The sequence below is a fragment of the Donghicola sp. XS_ASV15 genome (assembly GCF_041224595.1).
Taxonomy (GTDB): domain Bacteria; phylum Pseudomonadota; class Alphaproteobacteria; order Rhodobacterales; family Rhodobacteraceae; genus Donghicola.
In genome coordinates this window covers 127812-145310 of the sequence record NZ_JBGFGN010000151.1, presented here as the reverse complement: position 1 = coordinate 145310, position 17499 = coordinate 127812, and the positions used below count along the sequence as shown (strand labels likewise).

Sequence of the window (17499 nt, the reverse complement as noted above, 5' to 3'; positions counted from 1 at the left end):
CAAGGCATGGCCAACTTCCGGCTCCATAATCCGGACTGTGTCATCATCCACATCCACAAGACCGGCGGCACAACGATCCGCCGGCACTTGTGGGACGGTCGCTTCTCTGGCCGCTCTTTTGGTGAAATGCGCCCCGAATGGCGCAACCTCTACAAGTTCGCGTTTGTCCGGCACCCGCTCGACCGCTTCGTCTCGGCCTATTCCTATTTCAACCAGCACCGCGGTTTCAAAGGCACGATCGAAGACTTCGCCGCGATCACGATGAACGTCACGATCGACCACACGGGCACCCGCCGGACCAAACCCGAAATCATTCGCCATCACACGATCCAGCAGACGCACAGGTTCTATTGTCTGACAGAGGCGGACGACCTCTACCGTTTTGAAAATTACGATGCCGAAATCGCGCGCCTCGCGAACAAAGTTGGCCTCGCGCTCGACGGCGTGCCCCACGCCAATCGCAGTGAACACAGCACTTGGGAGCAGCACATCACTGGCCCGCTGCTGGATCAACTTTGTGCTTTCTACGCCCGCGATTTCGCTGATCTCGGCTACCCTTCGCCTTAAACTCTTTCTTGGGAAAAATACCCCTAGGGTGAATTGGCCAACGGCCAAGAGGGGGCAGCGCCCCCTTTAGTACCCAGCCGCCCGATCAACCAGATAAAGCAATGGCTCGCCTGCCTCGGCTCGGCGGATATTCTCGGCAACCACTTTGGACGCAGTGTCCGCTCGGGTTTCCGACGCGATGTGAGGCGTCACCGTCACATTCGGATGCGCCCAAAAGGGATGATCTGCAGGCAAAGGCTCTACGCGGAAAACGTCAAGCGTTGCATGCGCCACCTGCCCACTGTCCAACGCAGTCAAAAGCGCGTCGTCATCTATCAAGGGTCCTCGGCCGGGGTTCAGGATCGATGCCCCATGGGCCAGCCATGACATAGCCTCTGAATCCAAGATATTCTCGGTTTCGGGCGTGTCTGGCAGTAGCAAGACGATGATCTCTGCCCCATCTAGTGCGGCTTTCATTCCATCGGCACCACTGAAACATGCGACACCAGCAAGCTCGCGCGGGCTGCGTCCCCATCCGCGCACCTGAAATCCGAGCTGGACCAGCATCTCAGCGCAGCTGCGGCCCAGTTCGCCAAGTCCCAGAATGGTCACCTTGCGATCCTGTGCCAAGGGAGGCGCCTTGTGGCGCCAGACACCGTCTTGCACCAGAATGTGCTGGTCCATCCCCAGGTGGTAGCGCAGCACATGGCCGGTCACAAACTCGACCATGCCCTTTTTCAATCCAGGGTCCACCATGCGGGTCAAGGGCATCGTGAGTGTTTGATTCCCCACAATCTTTTCCACACCGGCCCACAGGCTCAAAACCGCCTTGCAGCGCTTAAAAGGCGTGAAATCCTGCATCTCGGGATGGGGGGCGTAAACGATGTAATCCACATCCTCGGGCGCATGATCCATAGAAAGATCCGCATCCACCCCTGCCGCTTTCAACGCTTTGGTCAGTGGGGCCTCATATTCGGCCCAGTATTCAGCGGGCGCGGCGAGTTGGACGTTGATCATCGGTTACCTCTGTTTGTGGACATGAGCGCTCTGAACAAGGCCAAAGGCCACGAGCAAGACCAGCATCGCCGAGCCGCCATAGCTAACCAGCGGCAACGGTACGCCCACAACGGGCGCCAAGCCCATGACCATCGACATATTTACTGCAAAAAACAGGAAGAATGTCATGGCGATCCCTAGCGTCAGCAGCGATGCATAGCGGTCCCGATTGCTGAGCGCTGTTGCAATGCAAAACACGATGATCAAACCGTAGATCGTCAGCAATGACACCCCGCCAATGAACCCGAATTCTTCGGCCAGCGTGGTAAAGATAAAGTCCGTATGCTTTTCGGGCAGGAAGTTCAGACGGGTCTGGGTGCCTTGCATAAATCCTTTGCCCGTCCATCCACCAGATCCGAGCGCGATCTTAGACTGGGTGATGTGATATCCCGCGCCCAACGGATCGCTGGAGGGGTCTAGGAAGGTGTCGATGCGGCGGAACTGGTAGTCCTTGATCAGCTGCCACGGGGTGCCACGGCTGTTGAAAACAGCGGCAATCAGCCCTGCCCCAGACGCCATAACCACGCCGAAATAGGCCCAATGGACACCGGCCATAAACATCACTGCGCCGCCACCGATCATCAGCAGCAAAGCCGTCCCAAGGTCTGGCTGCTTTAGAACCAATGCAACCGGGATCATGATCAGCATGACGGGGATAAAGACCCACAGGGGCCGCGACGTCTTGGTCACGGGCAGCCAGTCGTAATAGGCCGCCAACAGCATGACCACTGTGATCTTGGTCAACTCGGACGGCTGCAGCCGCATGAATCCGATATCGATCCAACGCTGCGCCCCCATGCCGACCGTGCCAAACAGTTCGACCACCAGCAGCAGTACGATCGAGATCCCGTAAGCCACAGCCGAGACATTGCGCCAGAACCAGATTGGGACCATCGCAATAACGAACATCGCGAACATGCCCATGCCGAAACGGATCATCTGCGCCCACGCGTAGGGTCGCAAAGAGCCCCCAGCAACGGAGTACAGCATCAGAAAGCCCGCAGAGGCCGCAGCAGTGATCAGCAGGATCAGGGGCCAGTTTAAATAGAGGATCTTGCGTGCGCCCGAAGGCACGTATTTGACATTATACTCGAGGTAACTCATGCGCGTGTGCTGCCTTCGGACCCGAGGGCATTGAGCCGTTCCTCAATCTCTTGGCGCTCTTCCATCTTCTTTTCGCGATCGCTTGCGGGATACGCCTCGGGTGGGGGCGGTCCGCGGAATAGGGCCTCGAGCGTGATGTCGCGCGCAATAGGGGCCGCAACCGAAGAGCCGCCGCCGCCATGTTCAACCACAACCGCCACGGCGATTTTGGGCCGCTCATAGGGCGCGAACGACACGAACAAGGCATGGTCCCGCTCTTCCCACGGGACTTCGTCATTGCGGACAACACGGTTGCTGACCTGCGCGGTGCCGGTCTTGCCCGCCATCCGGTTTGCTTCGTCCGCGATGCGGGACCGATAGGCCGTGCCTCGTCGGTTATTGACCACGGCAAACATGCCGCGACGGACTTGGCGCAGGTAATCTTCGTTCAGACCCAGATCTTCGCCGCCTTCGGGCTCTGTCGGTTTGCCGTCGACGGACTTGATCAGGCGCGGCATGATCCTGCGGCCTGTCGCGATCCGAGACGTCATCACCGCAAGTTGCAGCGGGGTCGTCAGAACAAAACCCTGACCGATGCTGGCGTTTACCGTGTCACCGATGAGCCATTCTGCGCCGCGCGCTTCCAGCTTCCACTGTTTGTCTGGGGTTAAACCTTCGGCAACTGCGGACATGGGCACGTCGAACCGCTCTCCCAGTCCCAGTTTGCGGGCCGTTTCGGCGATCTTTTCGATGCCGACTTTCAGGGCGAGGTCGTAATAGTAGACGTCGCAGCTGTGACGCAGGGACGAAATCAGGTCCATCGAGCCGTGCCCGCCACGCTTCCAGCAGTGGAAACGGCGCCCGCCGACCTCGAAATGGCCGGGGCAGTAGGCCGTGTCGTTCGAGGTAATGGCCCCCGCTTCCAGTCCGGCCAGAGCGGTCACCATCTTGAAGGTCGATCCTGGCGGATAGGCATCCTGCACGGTTTTCGAGGCCAAGGGGCGATGATCGTTGTCCCGCAAGATCGAGTAGTCCGCTACCGAAATGCCGCGAACAAAAAGGTTCGGGTCGAAGCTAGGCGCTGATGCAATGGACAGGATATCGCCCGTTTCGACGTCCATCACCACGGCGCTGGCGCTCTCGCTGCCGAGACGGGCTTGGATGTAGCCCTGAAGTTTGTGGTCAATGGTCAGCTGCAGGTTTGCGCCGGCGATTCCCTCGCGGCGGTCGAGCTCGCGCATGACGCGGCCCGCTGCGTTGACTTCTTCCTGCTTGGCACCGGCTGAGCCACGCAGCATGTCCTCCATCTTGGCTTCGACGCCGACCTTTCCGATCTGGAACCGCGGGATACGCAAGAGCTGATCAGGCTCTTCGATCTTGGACAGGTCGTAGTCCGAAACGGGGCCGACATAGCCTACCACATGGGCGAAATCGCCGCCCAACGGGTATTTGCGCGACAGCCCAACCTCGGGCGTGATGCCGGGCAGGGCGGGGGCGTTTACAGCGACCTTGGAAATTGCATCCCAGCTGACGCGGTCTGCAATTGTGACGGGCAAGAAGGGGGCGGAACGCGTCCGCTCCATCTCTTGGCGGGCGCGGTTCAGTTCATCTTCGCTAAGTTCGATGATCTGCGATAGGCGGCTTAGAACCTCTTCGACGTCGCCTGCATCTTCGGGAACGATCACGATCCGGTAGCTGGGTTCATTGGTGGCGATCGGAGTGCCTTCGCGGTCCATGATCAGGCCGCGGGCAGGGGGCAGCAGACGGACCTTGATCCGGTTCTCTTCGGCCAGCAGACGGAATTCTTCGGCCTGATTGACTTGCATATGCCGCATGCGCGCGGCCAGCAGCGCGATAAAGCTGACCTGAAGGCCGCCCACGATCAAGCCACGCCGTGTAATGCGTCGATGGCTCAGGCTGGTATCCCGTTCACTGCGTCTCATCGTTTGTGCCCCAGAGAATCGACCTCACCGGGGGCGGCCCTGCGCAATTTGAAAACGGTGTTCAGCGTCAGGACGACCAGCGGGTAGGCTGCGATTGTGACAACGATCTGGGTCAAGGTTAGCCCCAGAGGCTCGTTGGGCACCACAAATAATGTCTGCATCACGCGGTACAACACCTTGGAGATCACAAATGCCAGACTGACGACGCCCCATTCGATGGGAAAGGGCGCATCCCGCAGGCCCTCTTCGCGTCTGCGCAAAAAGTCGCTGAGCCCGAGCGTGATCGCGGCCCACAATCCGGGCGGGCGCTGGAAGAGGAAGTCGGCCATGAGCGCAACTGCAGCGATGACGATCATCGGGACCGAATCGGGGCGGCGCAGCATCCACGCCATTGTCACGCAAATCACGAGGTCAGGCCCCGCCCATGATGGCGGTAACGAGTCGAGCGGCAAAAGGCGCGTAAACATCAAGGCCGCGCACACCGTCACATAGCCAAGGGTCAGGACCCAGCGGCCTGGAAACTCGCTATCCGCCATTGGCATTGGCCTCTGGCGCGCCGGTACTCAGCTCGGGCGCCTCGACGGGGACACCCAAATCCACTGCATCGGGAAAACCCTCGGACGATGTCAGAGGGGCAACAAGACCCCCATGTGTGCCGATATCTTCGGCCGGTTGGCTGCGTAGTACCTTAAGGAACTTGAGCCGTTCGTAATCGGCAGCCAGACGCACACGCAGGCGCCCATTGCGGTCTTGGGCAACCTGACCGACCAAGAGGCCGGCGGGGAACACTCCGCCGTCACCAGACGACACAACGCGGTCTCCGGGGCGCACAAGATCGGAGTTTTCTATGAACTCCAGCGGCGGGGCGGGGGTGTTGTCACCCACAATCATCGCGCGTTGGCCAGAGGGCTGCACACTGACGGGCACACGGCTGTTGGTGTCGGTTAGCAGGATCACGCGGCTGGTGCGCTCCCCCACGCCTGCGATACGGCCCACAAGGCCGATCCCGTCCATGGTGGCCCACCCGTCAACGATTCCGTCACGTGCACCCACGTTCAGCAGCACCGACTGACGGAAGGGCGAGCCGCTATCGGCCAGAACCTCGCCAGAGATCTTGGTCAGCGCGGGGTCCAACCGCATGTTGTTCAGGTCCAGAAGGCGCGCGTTCTCTTGTTCTAGCTGAAGTGCCGCCTCTTTCCACGCCTTCATCTGCTGCAATTCGCGGCGCAGCTCGGTGTTCTGTTCGGTCAGGCGGCGATAGCTCTGCAGGTCGCGAAACAGTTCGACCGTCGCGGTCACGGGGGCCATCGCCCAATCCATGCTCGGCACAACGCGGTCGATGACTGCCATCCGAAAGCGTTCGACACGGGGCGAGTCGACCCGCCAGACCAAGAAGATCGCAGACAGCAAAAGTATAAGCACCGCCAAGCCCAATCTGCGTAGCGGTGCGTAATAGTCTTCGCCGTTGTTTCCGTGCTTTGCCAAAATTTACTCCAGCACGCAGCCGCCGCAGCGGCCCACCTCAGCTGTCGTAGTCGATGACGTGACGCAGCTGCTTTTCGTATTCCAGCGCTTTGCCGGTGCCCAAGGCCACACAGTTCAGGCTGTCGTCCGCAACGCTGATCGCAAGACCTGTTGCCTCGCGCAGGGCCAGATCCAGTTCACCCAGCAGCGCGCCGCCGCCAGTCAGCATCACACCGCGGTCCACGATGTCCGCCGCCAGATCCGGCGGTGTCGCTTCCAGCGCGGTCATCACGGCTTCGCAGATCGACTGCACGGGTTCGCTCAGGGCTTCGGCAACTTGGCCTTGGCTGATTTCGATCTCTTTGGGAACACCGTTCAGCAGGTCGCGACCACGGATCAACATACATGCACCGCGGCCATCGTCGGGCATACGGGCGGTGCCGATGCTGGTCTTGATACGCTCTGCAGTGGCTTCACCGATGAGCAGGTTATGCTGGCGGCGCAGATAGTTTATAATTGCCTCGTCCATCCGGTCACCACCGACGCGAACCGAACGTGCGTAAACGATGTCACCCAGCGAAAGAACCGCAACTTCGGTGGTACCACCGCCGATATCCACGACCATGTTGCCGGTCGGGTCGGTGATGGGCATCCCTGCACCGATCGCGGCCGCAATGGGCTCTGCAATCAGGCCAGCGCGGCGGGCACCTGCGGACAGAACCGACTGGCGGATCGCGCGCTTTTCAACAGGGGTCGCGCCGTGGGGGACACAAACGATGATCTTGGGCTTCGAAAAAGTCGAGCGCTTGTGCACTTTGCGGATGAAGTGCTTGATCATCTCTTCGGCGACGTCGAAGTCCGCGATGACACCTTCGCGCATGGGGCGGATGGCCTCGATGCTGCCAGGAGTACGGCCCAGCATCAGCTTTGCATCTTCGCCGACAGCCAGCACTTTCTTGGTGCCGTCCTTGACGTGATAAGCGACCACAGAGGGCTCGGACAGGATCACACCGCGACCCTTCACGTAAACCAGAGTGTTGGCGGTGCCGAGGTCGATCGCCATGTCAGATGAAAATACGCCCTGCAAACTTCCAAGGAACGCCATTGTGGAGGCCTCACATTAAATAATTCGAAACCCGCGACTTCAGAGAGGCAGGCGTGAGACCTTATAGGGGCGCATTTCGCCGCGGAAAAGGGGCCAGAACGGTCAAATCAGCACCATTCCGCCTTTCCTTGGGGCCACTTGCACGGGTAAGAGGCGCTATGCTGTCCTATCAACACATCTACCACGCCGGTAATCCCGCAGATCTGCAAAAGCACATGCTTCTTGCGGCGGTCCTGTCCTATTTGACGCAAAAGGACAAACCCCTGTCCTACGTCGAGACCCACTCGGGGCGCGGTTTGTACATGTTGGACGCGCCAGAGGCGGTGAAAACAGGCGAGGCCGAGGCAGGGATCACGTCTGCGCTGGCCCGCAAGGCTCTGCCCGCAGATCATCCCTACGTGCGGGCTGTGACTGCGATCCGCGAACAGCATGGCGCGACGGCTTATCCGGGTTCTCCGATGATCGCGGCGCAGCTCTTGCGGCCGATGGACAGCATCAATCTGGCCGAATTGCACCCGCGTGAATTCGATGCCCTGCGCACGGCGATGCGCGGAACGGGTGCCAAAGTGCACAAACAGGATGGCTTTGAACTGGCCCAAGCCATGTGCCCGCCGACCCCGCGCCGCGGGCTCTGCCTGATCGACCCCAGCTACGAGGTCAAAGAGGACTACGCGCGTATCCCGCGCGAGATTGCGAACCTGCATCGCAAGTGGAACGTGGGGATCATCGCCCTGTGGTATCCAATCCTGACCTCGGACGCCCACAAGCCGATGATCGCTGCGCTGAAGTCCCAAGACCTGCCGAACGCTATGGTGCACGAGGTCCGTTTCCCGCCCGTCCGAGAAGGGCACCGCATGATCGGCTCTGGCATGTACATCGCGAACGCGCCTTGGGGGACCGAAGACGCGATGAAGCAGGTCGACAAGCTCTTCAACCGCTGAGCTTTCGCCGCACCTGCTCTTTCTGCTTTGCGAAAATACTCACGTCGCATCAGTGGCCAAGCGCACCGCTGACAAAGAAAAGGGCCGGCCCAATGGCCAGCCCCAAGACTGTGAGGTCAAAAACCCGATCAAACGGTGTCTTTGTAGCTGACCTCTTTGGTGTCTTTGCCCGATTTCTGGCGGCGGACGATCAGTCGGTTCAGCGCGCCGACATAGGCTTTTGCGCTGGCGACCACGGTGTCGGTGTCCGCTGACTGACCGGTAACAACCAAACCATCCTCTTCCAGACGCACGGTGACGGTGGCCTGTGCATCCGTGCCCTCGGTCACGGCGTGCACTTGATAAAGCTGCAGGCGCGCGCCGTGGGGGAACAGAGCTTTGACCGCGTTGAAGGTCGCATCGACGGGGCCGTCACCCTGTGCGGTGACCTGTTTGTCCTCACCATCGACGGTCATGGTCAGGTCGGCGGACTGAGGCGCTTCGGTGCCGCAGATCACCCGCAGGAACTTGACCTTCAGATGCTCGCTCGCGGGTGCGCCAGCCTGGACCAACGCGACGATATCCTCGTCGTAGACCTCTTTCTTGCGGTCAGCGAGCTCTTTGAAGCGGACAAAGATGTCCATCAGCTCGTTGTCAGCAACGTCATAGCCAAGGTCTTTGAGCTTCGCACGCAGCGCAGCGCGGCCCGAGTGCTTACCAAGGGGCAGCGAAGTGCCCGACAGACCCACATCGGCAGGGCGCATGATCTCGAATGTTTCAGCGTTCTTGAGCATGCCATCCTGGTGGATGCCGCTTTCGTGGGCGAAGGCGTTCTTGCCGACGATTGCCTTGTTGTACTGAACGTTGAAGCCCGACGCCGAAGCAACCCGGCGCGAGATGTTCATGATCTTGGTGGTGTCGATGCCCGTGGTGAAAGGCATGATATCGTTGCGCACTTTCAGCGCCATCACGACTTCTTCGAGTGCGGTGTTGCCCGCACGTTCGCCAAGGCCGTTGATGGTGCACTCGATCTGGCGCGCGCCGCCTTCGACAGCAGCCAGCGAGTTTGCCGTCGCCATGCCAAGGTCGTTGTGGCAGTGGGTCGCGAATGTGATCTCGTCCGCGCCGGGTATGGTTTCGATCAGGCGGCTGATCAGGTCTGCGCTTTCACGCGGGGCGGTGTAGCCCACGGTGTCAGGAATGTTGATGGTGGTTGCGCCAGCTTTGATCGCGATTTCGATCACACGGCAAAGATAGTCCCACTCAGTGCGGGTCGCGTCCATGGGCGACCACTGCACGTCTTCGACTAAGTTTCGGGCGTGGGTCACCGTGTCATGGATACGCTCGGCCATTTCATCCTGCGTCAGGTTCGGGATGGCGCGGTGCAGGGGTGATGTGCCGATAAAGGTGTGGATGCGCGGCTTGGCGGCGTTGCGCACAGCCTCGGCGCAGCGGTCGATATCTTTGAAGTTCGCGCGGGCAAGGCCACAGATGGTGGCGTTCTGGCTGCGCTGCGCGATCTCGGATACGGCCCGGAAGTCGCCTTCGGATGCGATCGGGAAGCCCGCTTCGATGATATCGACACCCATCTGATCCAGAAGCTCTGCAATTTCGAGCTTCTCATCGTGGGTCATGGTCGCGCCGGGGCTTTGCTCGCCGTCACGCAGGGTGGTGTCGAAAATTTTGACGCGGTTGGTCGCAGTAGTCATAGGAATCTCGCTTTATTCTCCGGAGCCCGAGGGCTGTTCATGGGTAAACAGGGGCGCGATAGATAACTCCTCTGAGCGGACGCGCCCATCGGGCACGCTCAGAGGCGAGTTAGGAGAAGTAGGGACAGGGCCTGTGCAAGAGCACGGCCAGCAGGTGCGTTCGACGCAATATGTCCCATCATCATCATGGCGCGCATCTATACATGCCGATGCAGGGAAGAAAAGAGCCGATTTGTTGATTGGGCCTGCATCAAGGCTAGGTGCCTTGTCCAGAAGGTGTTTGCGGGCTTCGGGCCGCACGCTGTTGAGTATTTATCGCAAAAAGAAGTCTGCAAGGGGCGTGCATGAAACGGGCATTGGTGATCGGGGCATCGGGGGGAATCGGATCGGCTATGCGCGCGGAGTTTTCGCGTCGCGGATATGATGTCGTTGGTGTGTCGCGGTCGGCGGATGGGCTGGATGTCACGGATGAGGCCTCTGTTGCCGAAGTTCTCGGGCGTCTGGAGGGGCCGTTTGATGTGGTGTTCAACGCCACGGGTGCCCTTGAGGTGGATGGCGCAGCGCCAGAGAAGTCTGTGCGCCAGTTGGATGCCAAGGCGATGGCGGATCAGTTTGCGGTGAACTGCATTGGGCCGGCCTTGGTTCTAAAGCATGCGGTGCGGTTGCTGCCGAAAGAGGGGCGGTCGGTGCTGGCAGTGTTGTCCGCGCGTGTCGGCAGTATTGGGGATAATCGGTTGGGCGGCTGGCACAGTTATCGCGCGGCCAAAGCGGCGGTGAACCAGATCGTGCGGGGGGCAGCGATTGAATTGGGGCGGACGCACAAAGAGCATATCTGCGTCGCTTTGCATCCGGGGACTGTCGCGACCGAGTTCACTCGCAAGTATTTGGGTCGGCATCCCGCGGTTTCGCCCGAGGACGCAGCTGTGCGTCTGGTGGATGTGCTGGAAGGGCTGACAGTCGAGCAGTCCGGTGGATTTTACGACTACGCGATGAAGGAGATTCCGTGGTGAGCCAGAAACGACGCTTGATTCTGGTTCTGGGGGACCAGCTGTCCATGGACCTGTCTGCCCTGCGCGAAGGGGATAAGGACCGCGATGTTGTGGTGATGGCTGAGGTCGGAGACGAGGCGACCTATGTGAAGCATCACCCGAAGAAGATTGCTTTTCTGTTCGCTGCGATGCGCAAATTCGCGAAGGCTTTGGAGGCGGACGGCTGGCAGGTTGCGTACAAGCGGTTCGAAGACGAGGGCAGTGATAGCATTTGCGGTGAGTTGATGCGTCGCGCAAAACAGTTCGACGCCCATGAGGTCATCGCGACCGAGCCGGGGGAGTTCCGCTTGATCAGTGCGCTCGAGAATTGTCCGGTCAGCGTGCACATGTTCAACGATGATCGCTTTCTGGCATCGCACACCGAATTTCAGGACTGGGCCGAGGGGCGCAAATCCCTGCGGATGGAGTATTTCTATCGCGATATGCGGCGGAAGACCGGTTTGCTCATGGATGGCGACGATCCGGTCGAGGGAAAGTGGAATTTCGACCACGACAACCGCAAGCCCGCGCCAGACGATGTGAGCCACGACGGCCCGCTAAGGTTCGAACCCGATGAAGACGTTCGGAAGGTTCTGGATCTGGTTGGTGACAGGTTCGACAGCCATCTTGGCAATCTGGATGGCTTCTTTTTTGCGACCACGCGGGAGCAAGCGCTGGATGCGATGAAGGACTTCATGACGAACGCGCTGCCCAAGTTTGGGGACTTTCAGGACGCAATGCTCACGGACCAGAAGTGGCTCTATCATTCGATCCTGTCGCCCTACATCAACGCGGGACTGTTGAACCCGCTGGAGGTCTGTGAGGCGGCTGCAAAGGAATACGATAACGGCAATGCGCCGATCAATGCGGTCGAGGGGTTCATCCGGCAGATCATTGGGTGGCGGGAATACGTGCGCGGCATCTATTTCCTGCAGGGGCCCGAGTACATGCAGAGCAATGCGCTGGAGCATGGCCGCAAGTTGCCCGCGTTTTACTGGGGCGCAGAGACCAAGATGAAGTGTGTGGAATGTGCGGTTAAGGTTACTCAGGAAGAGGCCTACGCGCACCACATCCAACGACTAATGATCACGGGGAATTTCGCGCTACTCGCGGGTGTTGATCCCGCCGAGGTGCACGAATGGTACTTGGGCGTTTATGCGGACGCCTATGAGTGGGTCGAGGCACCGAACACAATCGGGATGAGCCAGTTCGCCGACGGGGGGCTATTGGGATCCAAGCCCTATGTCAGCTCTGGCAGCTACATCAATCGGATGTCGGATCACTGCAAATCCTGCCACTACAAAGTCAGCAAGAAGACGGGTGAGGGGGCCTGCCCGTTTAACCTGCTGTACTGGCATTTTCTGGATCGTCACCGAGAGCGGTTCGAAAAGAACCCGCGCATGGGGAATATGTATCGCACGTGGGACCGGATGGACGAAGAGCACCGCGAAACGGTGCTCTCTGAAGCCGATAGCCTGCTGCGCCGAATGGATCAGGGCGGGGTTATCTGACACCCGTTTAAGTCACTCGGTTGCTGGGACCTCTGCTTCAGGCTCTGCGTCGTCGTTTGCAGGCGCCTCGGTTTCAGTCTCTGCAGGAACTTCGGGCGCATTGGTCGCGGTGTCAGCTGGCACCTCCTCTGCGCCTTCGGTAACGAGCGCACCGTTGTCCCACTGCCCTTCGGTCTGCTGGCCGGTGGTGTAGCGCATGACGCCAAAGCCCTGACGTTTGCCTTCGACAAAGGTGCCTTGGTAGACGTCCCCGTTGGCATAGGTCGCCGTGCCTTCGCCACTGATTTCGCCATTCTTCCACTCACCCTCGTAGCGGAAGCCATCGGGCATGGTGATGGTGCCGGTGCCCTCGCGTTTGCCCGCGACAAAGTCCCCTTCGTAGACAGTGCCGTCTGCGTAGGTTGCTGTGCCTTTGCCCTGACGTTCGCCGTTCGACCATTCTCCTTCGTAGCGGTAGCCGTCGGGCATGGTCAGGACGCCTTGGCCATCGTTGCGGGCGTTTTTGAAGCCGCCCTCGTAGACCAGGCCGTTGGTATAAGTGATCTTGCCCTCGCCTTCGATCACGCCGGATTCCCAGTCGCCCGTGTAGCTGTTGCCATCGGGATAGCGGATGGTGCCGCGCCCATCGGGCAAACCCTTGGCGACTTCGCCCACATAGACCGAGCCGTCGGGGTAGGTCATCTTGCCCCGCCCCTGAATTTCGCCGCTGACCCAGTCGCCGTTGTAGACGTAGCCGTCCGCGCCGGTGAACGTGCCTTGGCCGTGGCGCTGGTCATTTTCGAACGCACCTTCGTAGGTGTCGCCGTTGGCATAGGTGACTTTGCCCTGACCCTGACGCTTGCCGTCGACCAGTTCGCCTTCGTACACGTCGCCGTTGGCCAGAGTCAGTTTGCCCACGCCGTTGATTTGACCGTCGGACCAGTTGCCCTGATAGGTCAGTCCGTCGGACATGGTCAAAGTGCCCTCGCCCGCGCGGGTGCCGTCCTTGATTTCGCCCTCGTAGACCGCGCCGTCGGGGTAGGTGATCGTGCCGCGCCCCTCTTTGACGCCGTTGGCCCAGTCACCCTCGTAAACATAGCCGCCGGGGCTCTCCATCCGGCCTTTGCCGTGATGCATCGCCTTTAGGAAGCCGCCTTCGTAGTGGACGCCGGTTGCGTAGTCGGCGACGCCTTGGCCGGTGATCTCACCTTGGACCCATTCGCCTTCGTAGGTGCCGCCATCGGCAAAGGTGATTTTGCCGACGCCATCGGGTTTACCCTTGGCGAACTGGCCCACATAGACTGATCCGTTGGGGAAACGCGCCTCACCTTCGCCGCGGATTTCACCCGCGACCCAATCGCCCGTGTAAGTAAATCCGTTCGGCAAACGATAGGTGCCGGTGCCATCCTGAAGACCGTCTTTGAACGTGCCCTCGTAGATGCCGCCGTCGTCATATTGCTTGGTAATTACCTCGCCCGCGTCTTGTGCCAGAACCGATCCGCCTAACATCACGGCAAGTGCTGTCGTCGCCGCAAAGCTTTTGAAATCGCGCATCTTTCACTCCTCTTACGGGGAAGATCCCAGTAAACAACCTACACCGGACCCTAATTCACCCCCCGACTTCGGGCAACGGATTTCGCGCGATCTCTTTCCCTCGGGCCGCATTCTGGTAAAGCGGTGGGGACGCGACCCCTGCATATGACCGCAAGAGGCTATCGACATGACCCAGAGTTTCCGCCTGACCATGGCCCAGTTGAACCCAGTGATGGGGGACCTTTCGGGCAATGCCAATCGCGTGCGTCAGGTCTGGGCCGAGGCAAAAGAGGCCGGTTCTGATTATGTGGTCTGCCCCGAGATGTTCCTTCTTGGCTACAACCCGCAGGATCTTGTGATGAAGCCTGCCCTGCAGAACGCTTGCATGGAGCATCTGGAGGCACTGGCGGCCGATTGCGCCAACGGCCCTGCCATCGGGATTGGTGCGCCTGTGATGGTCGGTCCGAACCTGCACAATGGGTACTTTGTCCTGCACGGCGGCAAGATCAGCGCCCAACTGCTGAAGCATCACCTGCCGAACTACAACGTGTTTGACGAACAGCGGACTTTCAAATCTGGCGAGATGAACGGCCCCTATGTGCTGAACGGCGTCCGCATCGGCACCCCAATCTGCGAGGATGCTTGGCACGAAGACGTCGCCGAAACACTGGCCGAAACAGGCGCAGAGTTTCTGGTGGTCCCCAACGGCTCGCCCTATCGCCGGGACAAGTACGACACGCGTCTGACCCATATGGTATCCCGTGTGATCGAGAATGACATGCCGCTGGTCTATGTGAACATGGTCGGCGGCCAAGACGATCAGGCCTTTGACGGCGGCTCGTTCGTGCTGAATCGTGGTGGCAAACTGGCCGTCCTATTGCCCGTGTTCGAAGAGGCTGTCGCCCACATCACCCTGAACCGCACCGATGACGGATGGGACGCGGAGCAAGCCCAATTGGCCGATCACCCCGACGCGTGGGAGCAAGACTACCACGCGATGGTCGTCACCTTGCGCGATTACCTTGGTAAATCCGGTTTTAAGAAGGTGCTCTTGGGCCTGTCCGGCGGCATCGACTCGGCCTTGGTCGCGATGGTCGCTGTGGACGCCATTGGAGCGGACAATGTGCGCTGCATCATGCTGCCCTCCGAATACACCTCCGAACACTCACTCGAGGACGCCAAGGAGATCGCTGAAAACCTTGGCGTGAAATATCACACCGTCCCGATCACGCCTGCCCGCGATGCCTTTACCGAAACGCTGGCCCCCATGTTCGAGGGTTTGGCCGAAGACGTGACCGAGGAAAACATCCAGTCCCGCATTCGCGGCACCATCCTGATGGCGCTGTCCAACAAGTTCGGGGAAATGCTGCTGACCACCGGCAACAAATCGGAAATGGCCACCGGTTACTGCACGATCTATGGCGACATGAACGGCGGCTATAACCCGATCAAAGACATGTACAAATCCCGTGTGTTCGAGACCTGTCGCTGGCGCAACGCCCACCACCGCGACTGGATGCAGGGTCCTGATGGCGAAGTTTGCCCGCCCCGCATCATCACCAAACCCCCGAGCGCCGAGCTGCGCCCCGACCAAAAGGACGAGGACAGCCTGCCCCCCTACGACGTGCTGGACGCGATCCTGACCGGCCTCGTGGATCACGAAGAGTCCGTCGATGATCTCGTCTCGCGCGGCTATGATCGAGACGACGTCAAACGGGTGGAACATCTGCTCTACATCAATGAATGGAAGCGGTATCAGGCAGCCCCTGGCACGCGTCTCACGACAAAGGCGTTCTGGATGGACCGCCGCTATCCCATCGTGAATCGCTTCCGTACGAGCCGGTGACCTGAACATCTGCGCGCGTGGTCCGCTCGCATTCTCACCTAAACCGAATTTTATCGTCGTGTTTTGTCGATGATGTCGAAATTCGGCAAGACCTGTTCAAGTCTGCCGCATAACGGGACGCTTCCGAACGCAACTTTTACGGATGCCCCCAAATGATCGCCGTGCACCAGATACCGGACGCCTTTTCCTCGGCCGAATGCGACCGTATCACCCAGATCGCAAATGCCGCTATCCCGAGTGATGCAAAGCTGGTTCGGGCTCAGAAAGATCACAATTATCGTCGCGCTGAACTGGTTTGGCTAGATGAAGTGTCGGACACAGAGTGGGTAATGGATCGTATCCTACAGTTGGTGCGCGTGGCCAACCGCGACGTATTTGATTTCGAGATCAGCGAATTTGCAGAAAGCGCCCAAGTCGCGACCTATCGCGCCAGCGCTGGTGGGCACTTCGACTGGCACTCTGACATTGGCGAGGGCCGCATCGCCAGCCGTCGCAAGCTCACCATGGTGGTCCAACTCTCCGAAACCGACGCCTACCAAGGCGGCAAGCTCGAGCTCATGACCGGCCGCGATTGTGTCGCAGCAAACACCGTACGCGGCACCGCAACCCTGTTCCCCAGCTTCATGATGCACCGCGTAACCCCTGTTACCGACGGCACCCGCCAGAGCCTGACGATCTGGAGCCATGGAACTCCGTTCCGCTGACGTAAAGCAAAAAGGGCCACACAGGCCCCTCTTTCTTGGTGAAAATACCCTCGCCGAAGGCAGCGCGGCGCCAGCCGCGCCCCCGTTATCCAGCGAATTCCGTTTTAGCGTAGCCCTGAATGTACAGCAGCGCACTCAGATCGCCGTTGTTGATGCGGATATCGCACTCCGCCGCGACCGAGGGCTTGGCGTGCAGAGCCACGCCAGCGCCAGCCCGACCCAGCATCCCCAGATCATTCGCACCATCCCCCACGGCCACAACATCCGCCTCGGTGATCCCCAAACGCGCTGTGATCTCTTCCAAAGCCTGAACTTTGGCTTCGCGGCCCAGAATCGGGCGACCAACGTCACCGGTCAGCTCGCCACCCTCGGCGATCAGGGTGTTCGCGCGGTTTTCGTCAAAGCCCAACTCTGCAGCCACTTTGGCGGTGAACGCCGTGAACCCGCCAGATACCAGCGCGCAGTAGCCGCCGTTCGCCTTCATGGTTGCCAGCAATTCGCGGCCACCGGGCATAAAGGTGATGCGCTCGGCAAGAACCTTGTCGATCACGCTCTCGGGCAGACCTTTCAGCAGACCCACGCGCTCGGTCAGGGCACCTTCGAAGTCCAGCTCGCCGTTCATCGCGCGCGCGGTGATGTCTTTAACGCGCTCGCCGACACCTGCTTCGTCCGCCAATTCGTCGATGCACTCTTGCTGGATCATGGTGCTGTCCATATCCGCGAGCAGCATCTTCTTTTTGCGACCTTCCGCAGGCTGGATCACCAGATCAACGCCTTGCTTTTGCAGGTCTTCCCACACATCCCACTGGTTGTCAGGCAACACGTCCAGACCGAACTCTGCGGCCACGTCGGGGCACAGCCACTGAACGGCCCCACCACCCCACGCATTGCGCAGAGAATCAACAAGCATCGCGTCCAGCGCAGGATTGGCAGGATTGGTCAGTAGAGTTGCCACATACATGGGGGAAGTTTCCTATAGGGAACAATGTCGTCGTTTTTCGTCACTCAAGCGGCGCTATAGCGACAAATTGGCTATTGTGAAAGAGCGCGAAGCCCCGTATCTGCGTCAGCG

Annotated in this window: 15 protein-coding genes; 6 read left to right on the top strand and 9 right to left on the bottom strand. The window is 59.9% G+C overall.

Annotated elements, in window-relative coordinates; genetic code table 11:
• Nucleotides 1-6 precede the first annotated feature (6 nt).
• The gene (locus AB9K37_RS13270; RefSeq protein WP_369839565.1) at nt 7-567 is read left to right on the top strand and encodes a sulfotransferase family 2 domain-containing protein; all 561 of its coding nucleotides are present in this window, start codon (nt 7-9) and stop codon (nt 565-567) included.
• A 66-nt stretch (nt 568-633) separates the two neighbouring features.
• Here AB9K37_RS13270 and AB9K37_RS13265 read toward each other — a convergent pair whose 3' ends face one another.
• The 6 genes from AB9K37_RS13265 to AB9K37_RS13240 are packed head-to-tail and all read right to left on the bottom strand — an operon-like array spanning nt 634 to nt 7197.
• Nucleotides 634-1563 (bottom strand): 2-hydroxyacid dehydrogenase, encoded by a 930-nt coding sequence (locus AB9K37_RS13265; protein WP_369839562.1) that lies wholly within the window; start codon nt 1561-1563, stop codon nt 634-636.
• Nucleotides 1564-1566: 3 nt separating this feature from the next.
• On the bottom strand, nt 1567-2706 hold the full coding sequence (rodA, locus tag AB9K37_RS13260; RefSeq protein ID WP_072709154.1) for a rod shape-determining protein RodA: 1140 nt from the start codon (nt 2704-2706) through the stop codon (nt 1567-1569).
• On the bottom strand, nt 2703-4628 hold the full coding sequence (gene mrdA / locus AB9K37_RS13255; protein ID WP_369839559.1) for a penicillin-binding protein 2: 1926 nt from the start codon (nt 4626-4628) through the stop codon (nt 2703-2705). The genes rodA and mrdA overlap by 4 nt, the downstream gene beginning before the upstream one ends.
• On the bottom strand, nt 4625-5164 hold the full coding sequence (locus AB9K37_RS13250) for a rod shape-determining protein MreD (RefSeq protein ID WP_369839557.1): 540 nt from the start codon (nt 5162-5164) through the stop codon (nt 4625-4627). The genes mrdA and AB9K37_RS13250 overlap by 4 nt, the downstream gene beginning before the upstream one ends.
• Nucleotides 5154-6113 carry a rod shape-determining protein MreC gene (mreC, locus tag AB9K37_RS13245; protein ID WP_369839554.1) on the bottom strand — a complete coding sequence of 320 codons (960 nt, stop codon included), beginning with the start codon at nt 6111-6113 and terminating at the stop codon, nt 5154-5156. Before mreC ends, AB9K37_RS13250 begins: the two co-directional genes overlap by 11 nt.
• 37 nt (nt 6114-6150) lie before the next feature.
• A complete protein-coding gene (locus AB9K37_RS13240; RefSeq protein WP_072709162.1) occupies nt 6151-7197 on the bottom strand; it encodes a rod shape-determining protein in 1047 nt (348 codons plus the stop codon).
• A gap of 158 nt (nt 7198-7355) precedes the next feature.
• On the opposite strand from AB9K37_RS13240, the gene AB9K37_RS13235 reads away from it, so the two are divergent.
• A complete protein-coding gene (locus tag AB9K37_RS13235; RefSeq protein ID WP_369839550.1) occupies nt 7356-8138 on the top strand; it encodes a 23S rRNA (adenine(2030)-N(6))-methyltransferase RlmJ in 783 nt (260 codons plus the stop codon).
• 128 nt (nt 8139-8266) lie between these two features.
• Here AB9K37_RS13235 and AB9K37_RS13230 read toward each other — a convergent pair whose 3' ends face one another.
• Nucleotides 8267-9826, bottom strand: coding sequence for a 2-isopropylmalate synthase (locus AB9K37_RS13230; protein WP_369839547.1), 1560 nt, complete (start codon nt 9824-9826; stop codon nt 8267-8269).
• Between the two features lie 344 nt (nt 9827-10170).
• On the opposite strand from AB9K37_RS13230, the gene AB9K37_RS13225 reads away from it, so the two are divergent.
• Nucleotides 10171-10836, top strand: coding sequence for an SDR family NAD(P)-dependent oxidoreductase (locus tag AB9K37_RS13225; protein WP_369839545.1), 666 nt, complete (start codon nt 10171-10173; stop codon nt 10834-10836).
• Complete coding sequence (locus AB9K37_RS13220) at nt 10833-12365, top strand: cryptochrome/photolyase family protein (protein ID WP_369839542.1); 1533 nt, start codon at nt 10833-10835, stop codon at nt 12363-12365. Before AB9K37_RS13225 ends, AB9K37_RS13220 begins: the two co-directional genes overlap by 4 nt.
• Before the next feature lie 12 nt (nt 12366-12377).
• Here AB9K37_RS13220 and AB9K37_RS13215 read toward each other — a convergent pair whose 3' ends face one another.
• The gene (locus AB9K37_RS13215; RefSeq protein WP_369839539.1) at nt 12378-13898 is read right to left on the bottom strand and encodes an MORN repeat-containing protein; all 1521 of its coding nucleotides are present in this window, start codon (nt 13896-13898) and stop codon (nt 12378-12380) included.
• A gap of 166 nt (nt 13899-14064) precedes the next feature.
• On the opposite strand from AB9K37_RS13215, the gene AB9K37_RS13210 reads away from it, so the two are divergent.
• Nucleotides 14065-15723, top strand: a complete 1659-nt coding sequence (locus tag AB9K37_RS13210; RefSeq protein WP_369839536.1) for an NAD+ synthase — start codon at nt 14065-14067, stop codon at nt 15721-15723.
• A 152-nt stretch (nt 15724-15875) separates the two neighbouring features.
• Complete coding sequence (locus AB9K37_RS13205; RefSeq protein WP_369839533.1) at nt 15876-16427, top strand: 2OG-Fe(II) oxygenase; 552 nt, start codon at nt 15876-15878, stop codon at nt 16425-16427.
• Nucleotides 16428-16512: 85 nt separating this feature from the next.
• Here the strand turns inward: AB9K37_RS13205 and serB are convergent, their stop codons facing one another.
• The gene (gene serB, locus AB9K37_RS13200; protein WP_369839530.1) at nt 16513-17388 is read right to left on the bottom strand and encodes a phosphoserine phosphatase SerB; all 876 of its coding nucleotides are present in this window, start codon (nt 17386-17388) and stop codon (nt 16513-16515) included.
• Nucleotides 17389-17499 lie beyond the last annotated feature (111 nt).

Excerpts from the sequence above, each read along its gene's own strand:
- AB9K37_RS13270 (WP_369839565.1), top strand. The coding sequence starts at position 7 with ATGGCCAACTTCCGGCTCCATAATCCGGACTGTGTCATCATCCACATC.
- AB9K37_RS13265 (WP_369839562.1), bottom strand. The coding sequence starts at position 1,563 with ATGATCAACGTCCAACTCGCCGCGCCCGCTGAATACTGGGCCGAATAT.
- rodA (WP_072709154.1), bottom strand. The coding sequence starts at position 2,706 with ATGAGTTACCTCGAGTATAATGTCAAATACGTGCCTTCGGGCGCACGC.
- mrdA (WP_369839559.1), bottom strand. The coding sequence starts at position 4,628 with ATGAGACGCAGTGAACGGGATACCAGCCTGAGCCATCGACGCATTACA.
- AB9K37_RS13250 (WP_369839557.1), bottom strand. The coding sequence starts at position 5,164 with ATGGCGGATAGCGAGTTTCCAGGCCGCTGGGTCCTGACCCTTGGCTAT.
- AB9K37_RS13240 (WP_072709162.1), bottom strand. The coding sequence starts at position 7,197 with ATGGCGTTCCTTGGAAGTTTGCAGGGCGTATTTTCATCTGACATGGCG.
- AB9K37_RS13235 (WP_369839550.1), top strand. The coding sequence starts at position 7,356 with ATGCTGTCCTATCAACACATCTACCACGCCGGTAATCCCGCAGATCTG.
- AB9K37_RS13230 (WP_369839547.1), bottom strand. The coding sequence starts at position 9,826 with ATGACTACTGCGACCAACCGCGTCAAAATTTTCGACACCACCCTGCGT.
- AB9K37_RS13225 (WP_369839545.1), top strand. The coding sequence starts at position 10,171 with ATGAAACGGGCATTGGTGATCGGGGCATCGGGGGGAATCGGATCGGCT.
- AB9K37_RS13215 (WP_369839539.1), bottom strand. The coding sequence starts at position 13,898 with ATGCGCGATTTCAAAAGCTTTGCGGCGACGACAGCACTTGCCGTGATG.
- AB9K37_RS13210 (WP_369839536.1), top strand. The coding sequence starts at position 14,065 with ATGACCCAGAGTTTCCGCCTGACCATGGCCCAGTTGAACCCAGTGATG.
- AB9K37_RS13205 (WP_369839533.1), top strand. The coding sequence starts at position 15,876 with ATGATCGCCGTGCACCAGATACCGGACGCCTTTTCCTCGGCCGAATGC.
- serB (WP_369839530.1), bottom strand. The coding sequence starts at position 17,388 with ATGTATGTGGCAACTCTACTGACCAATCCTGCCAATCCTGCGCTGGAC.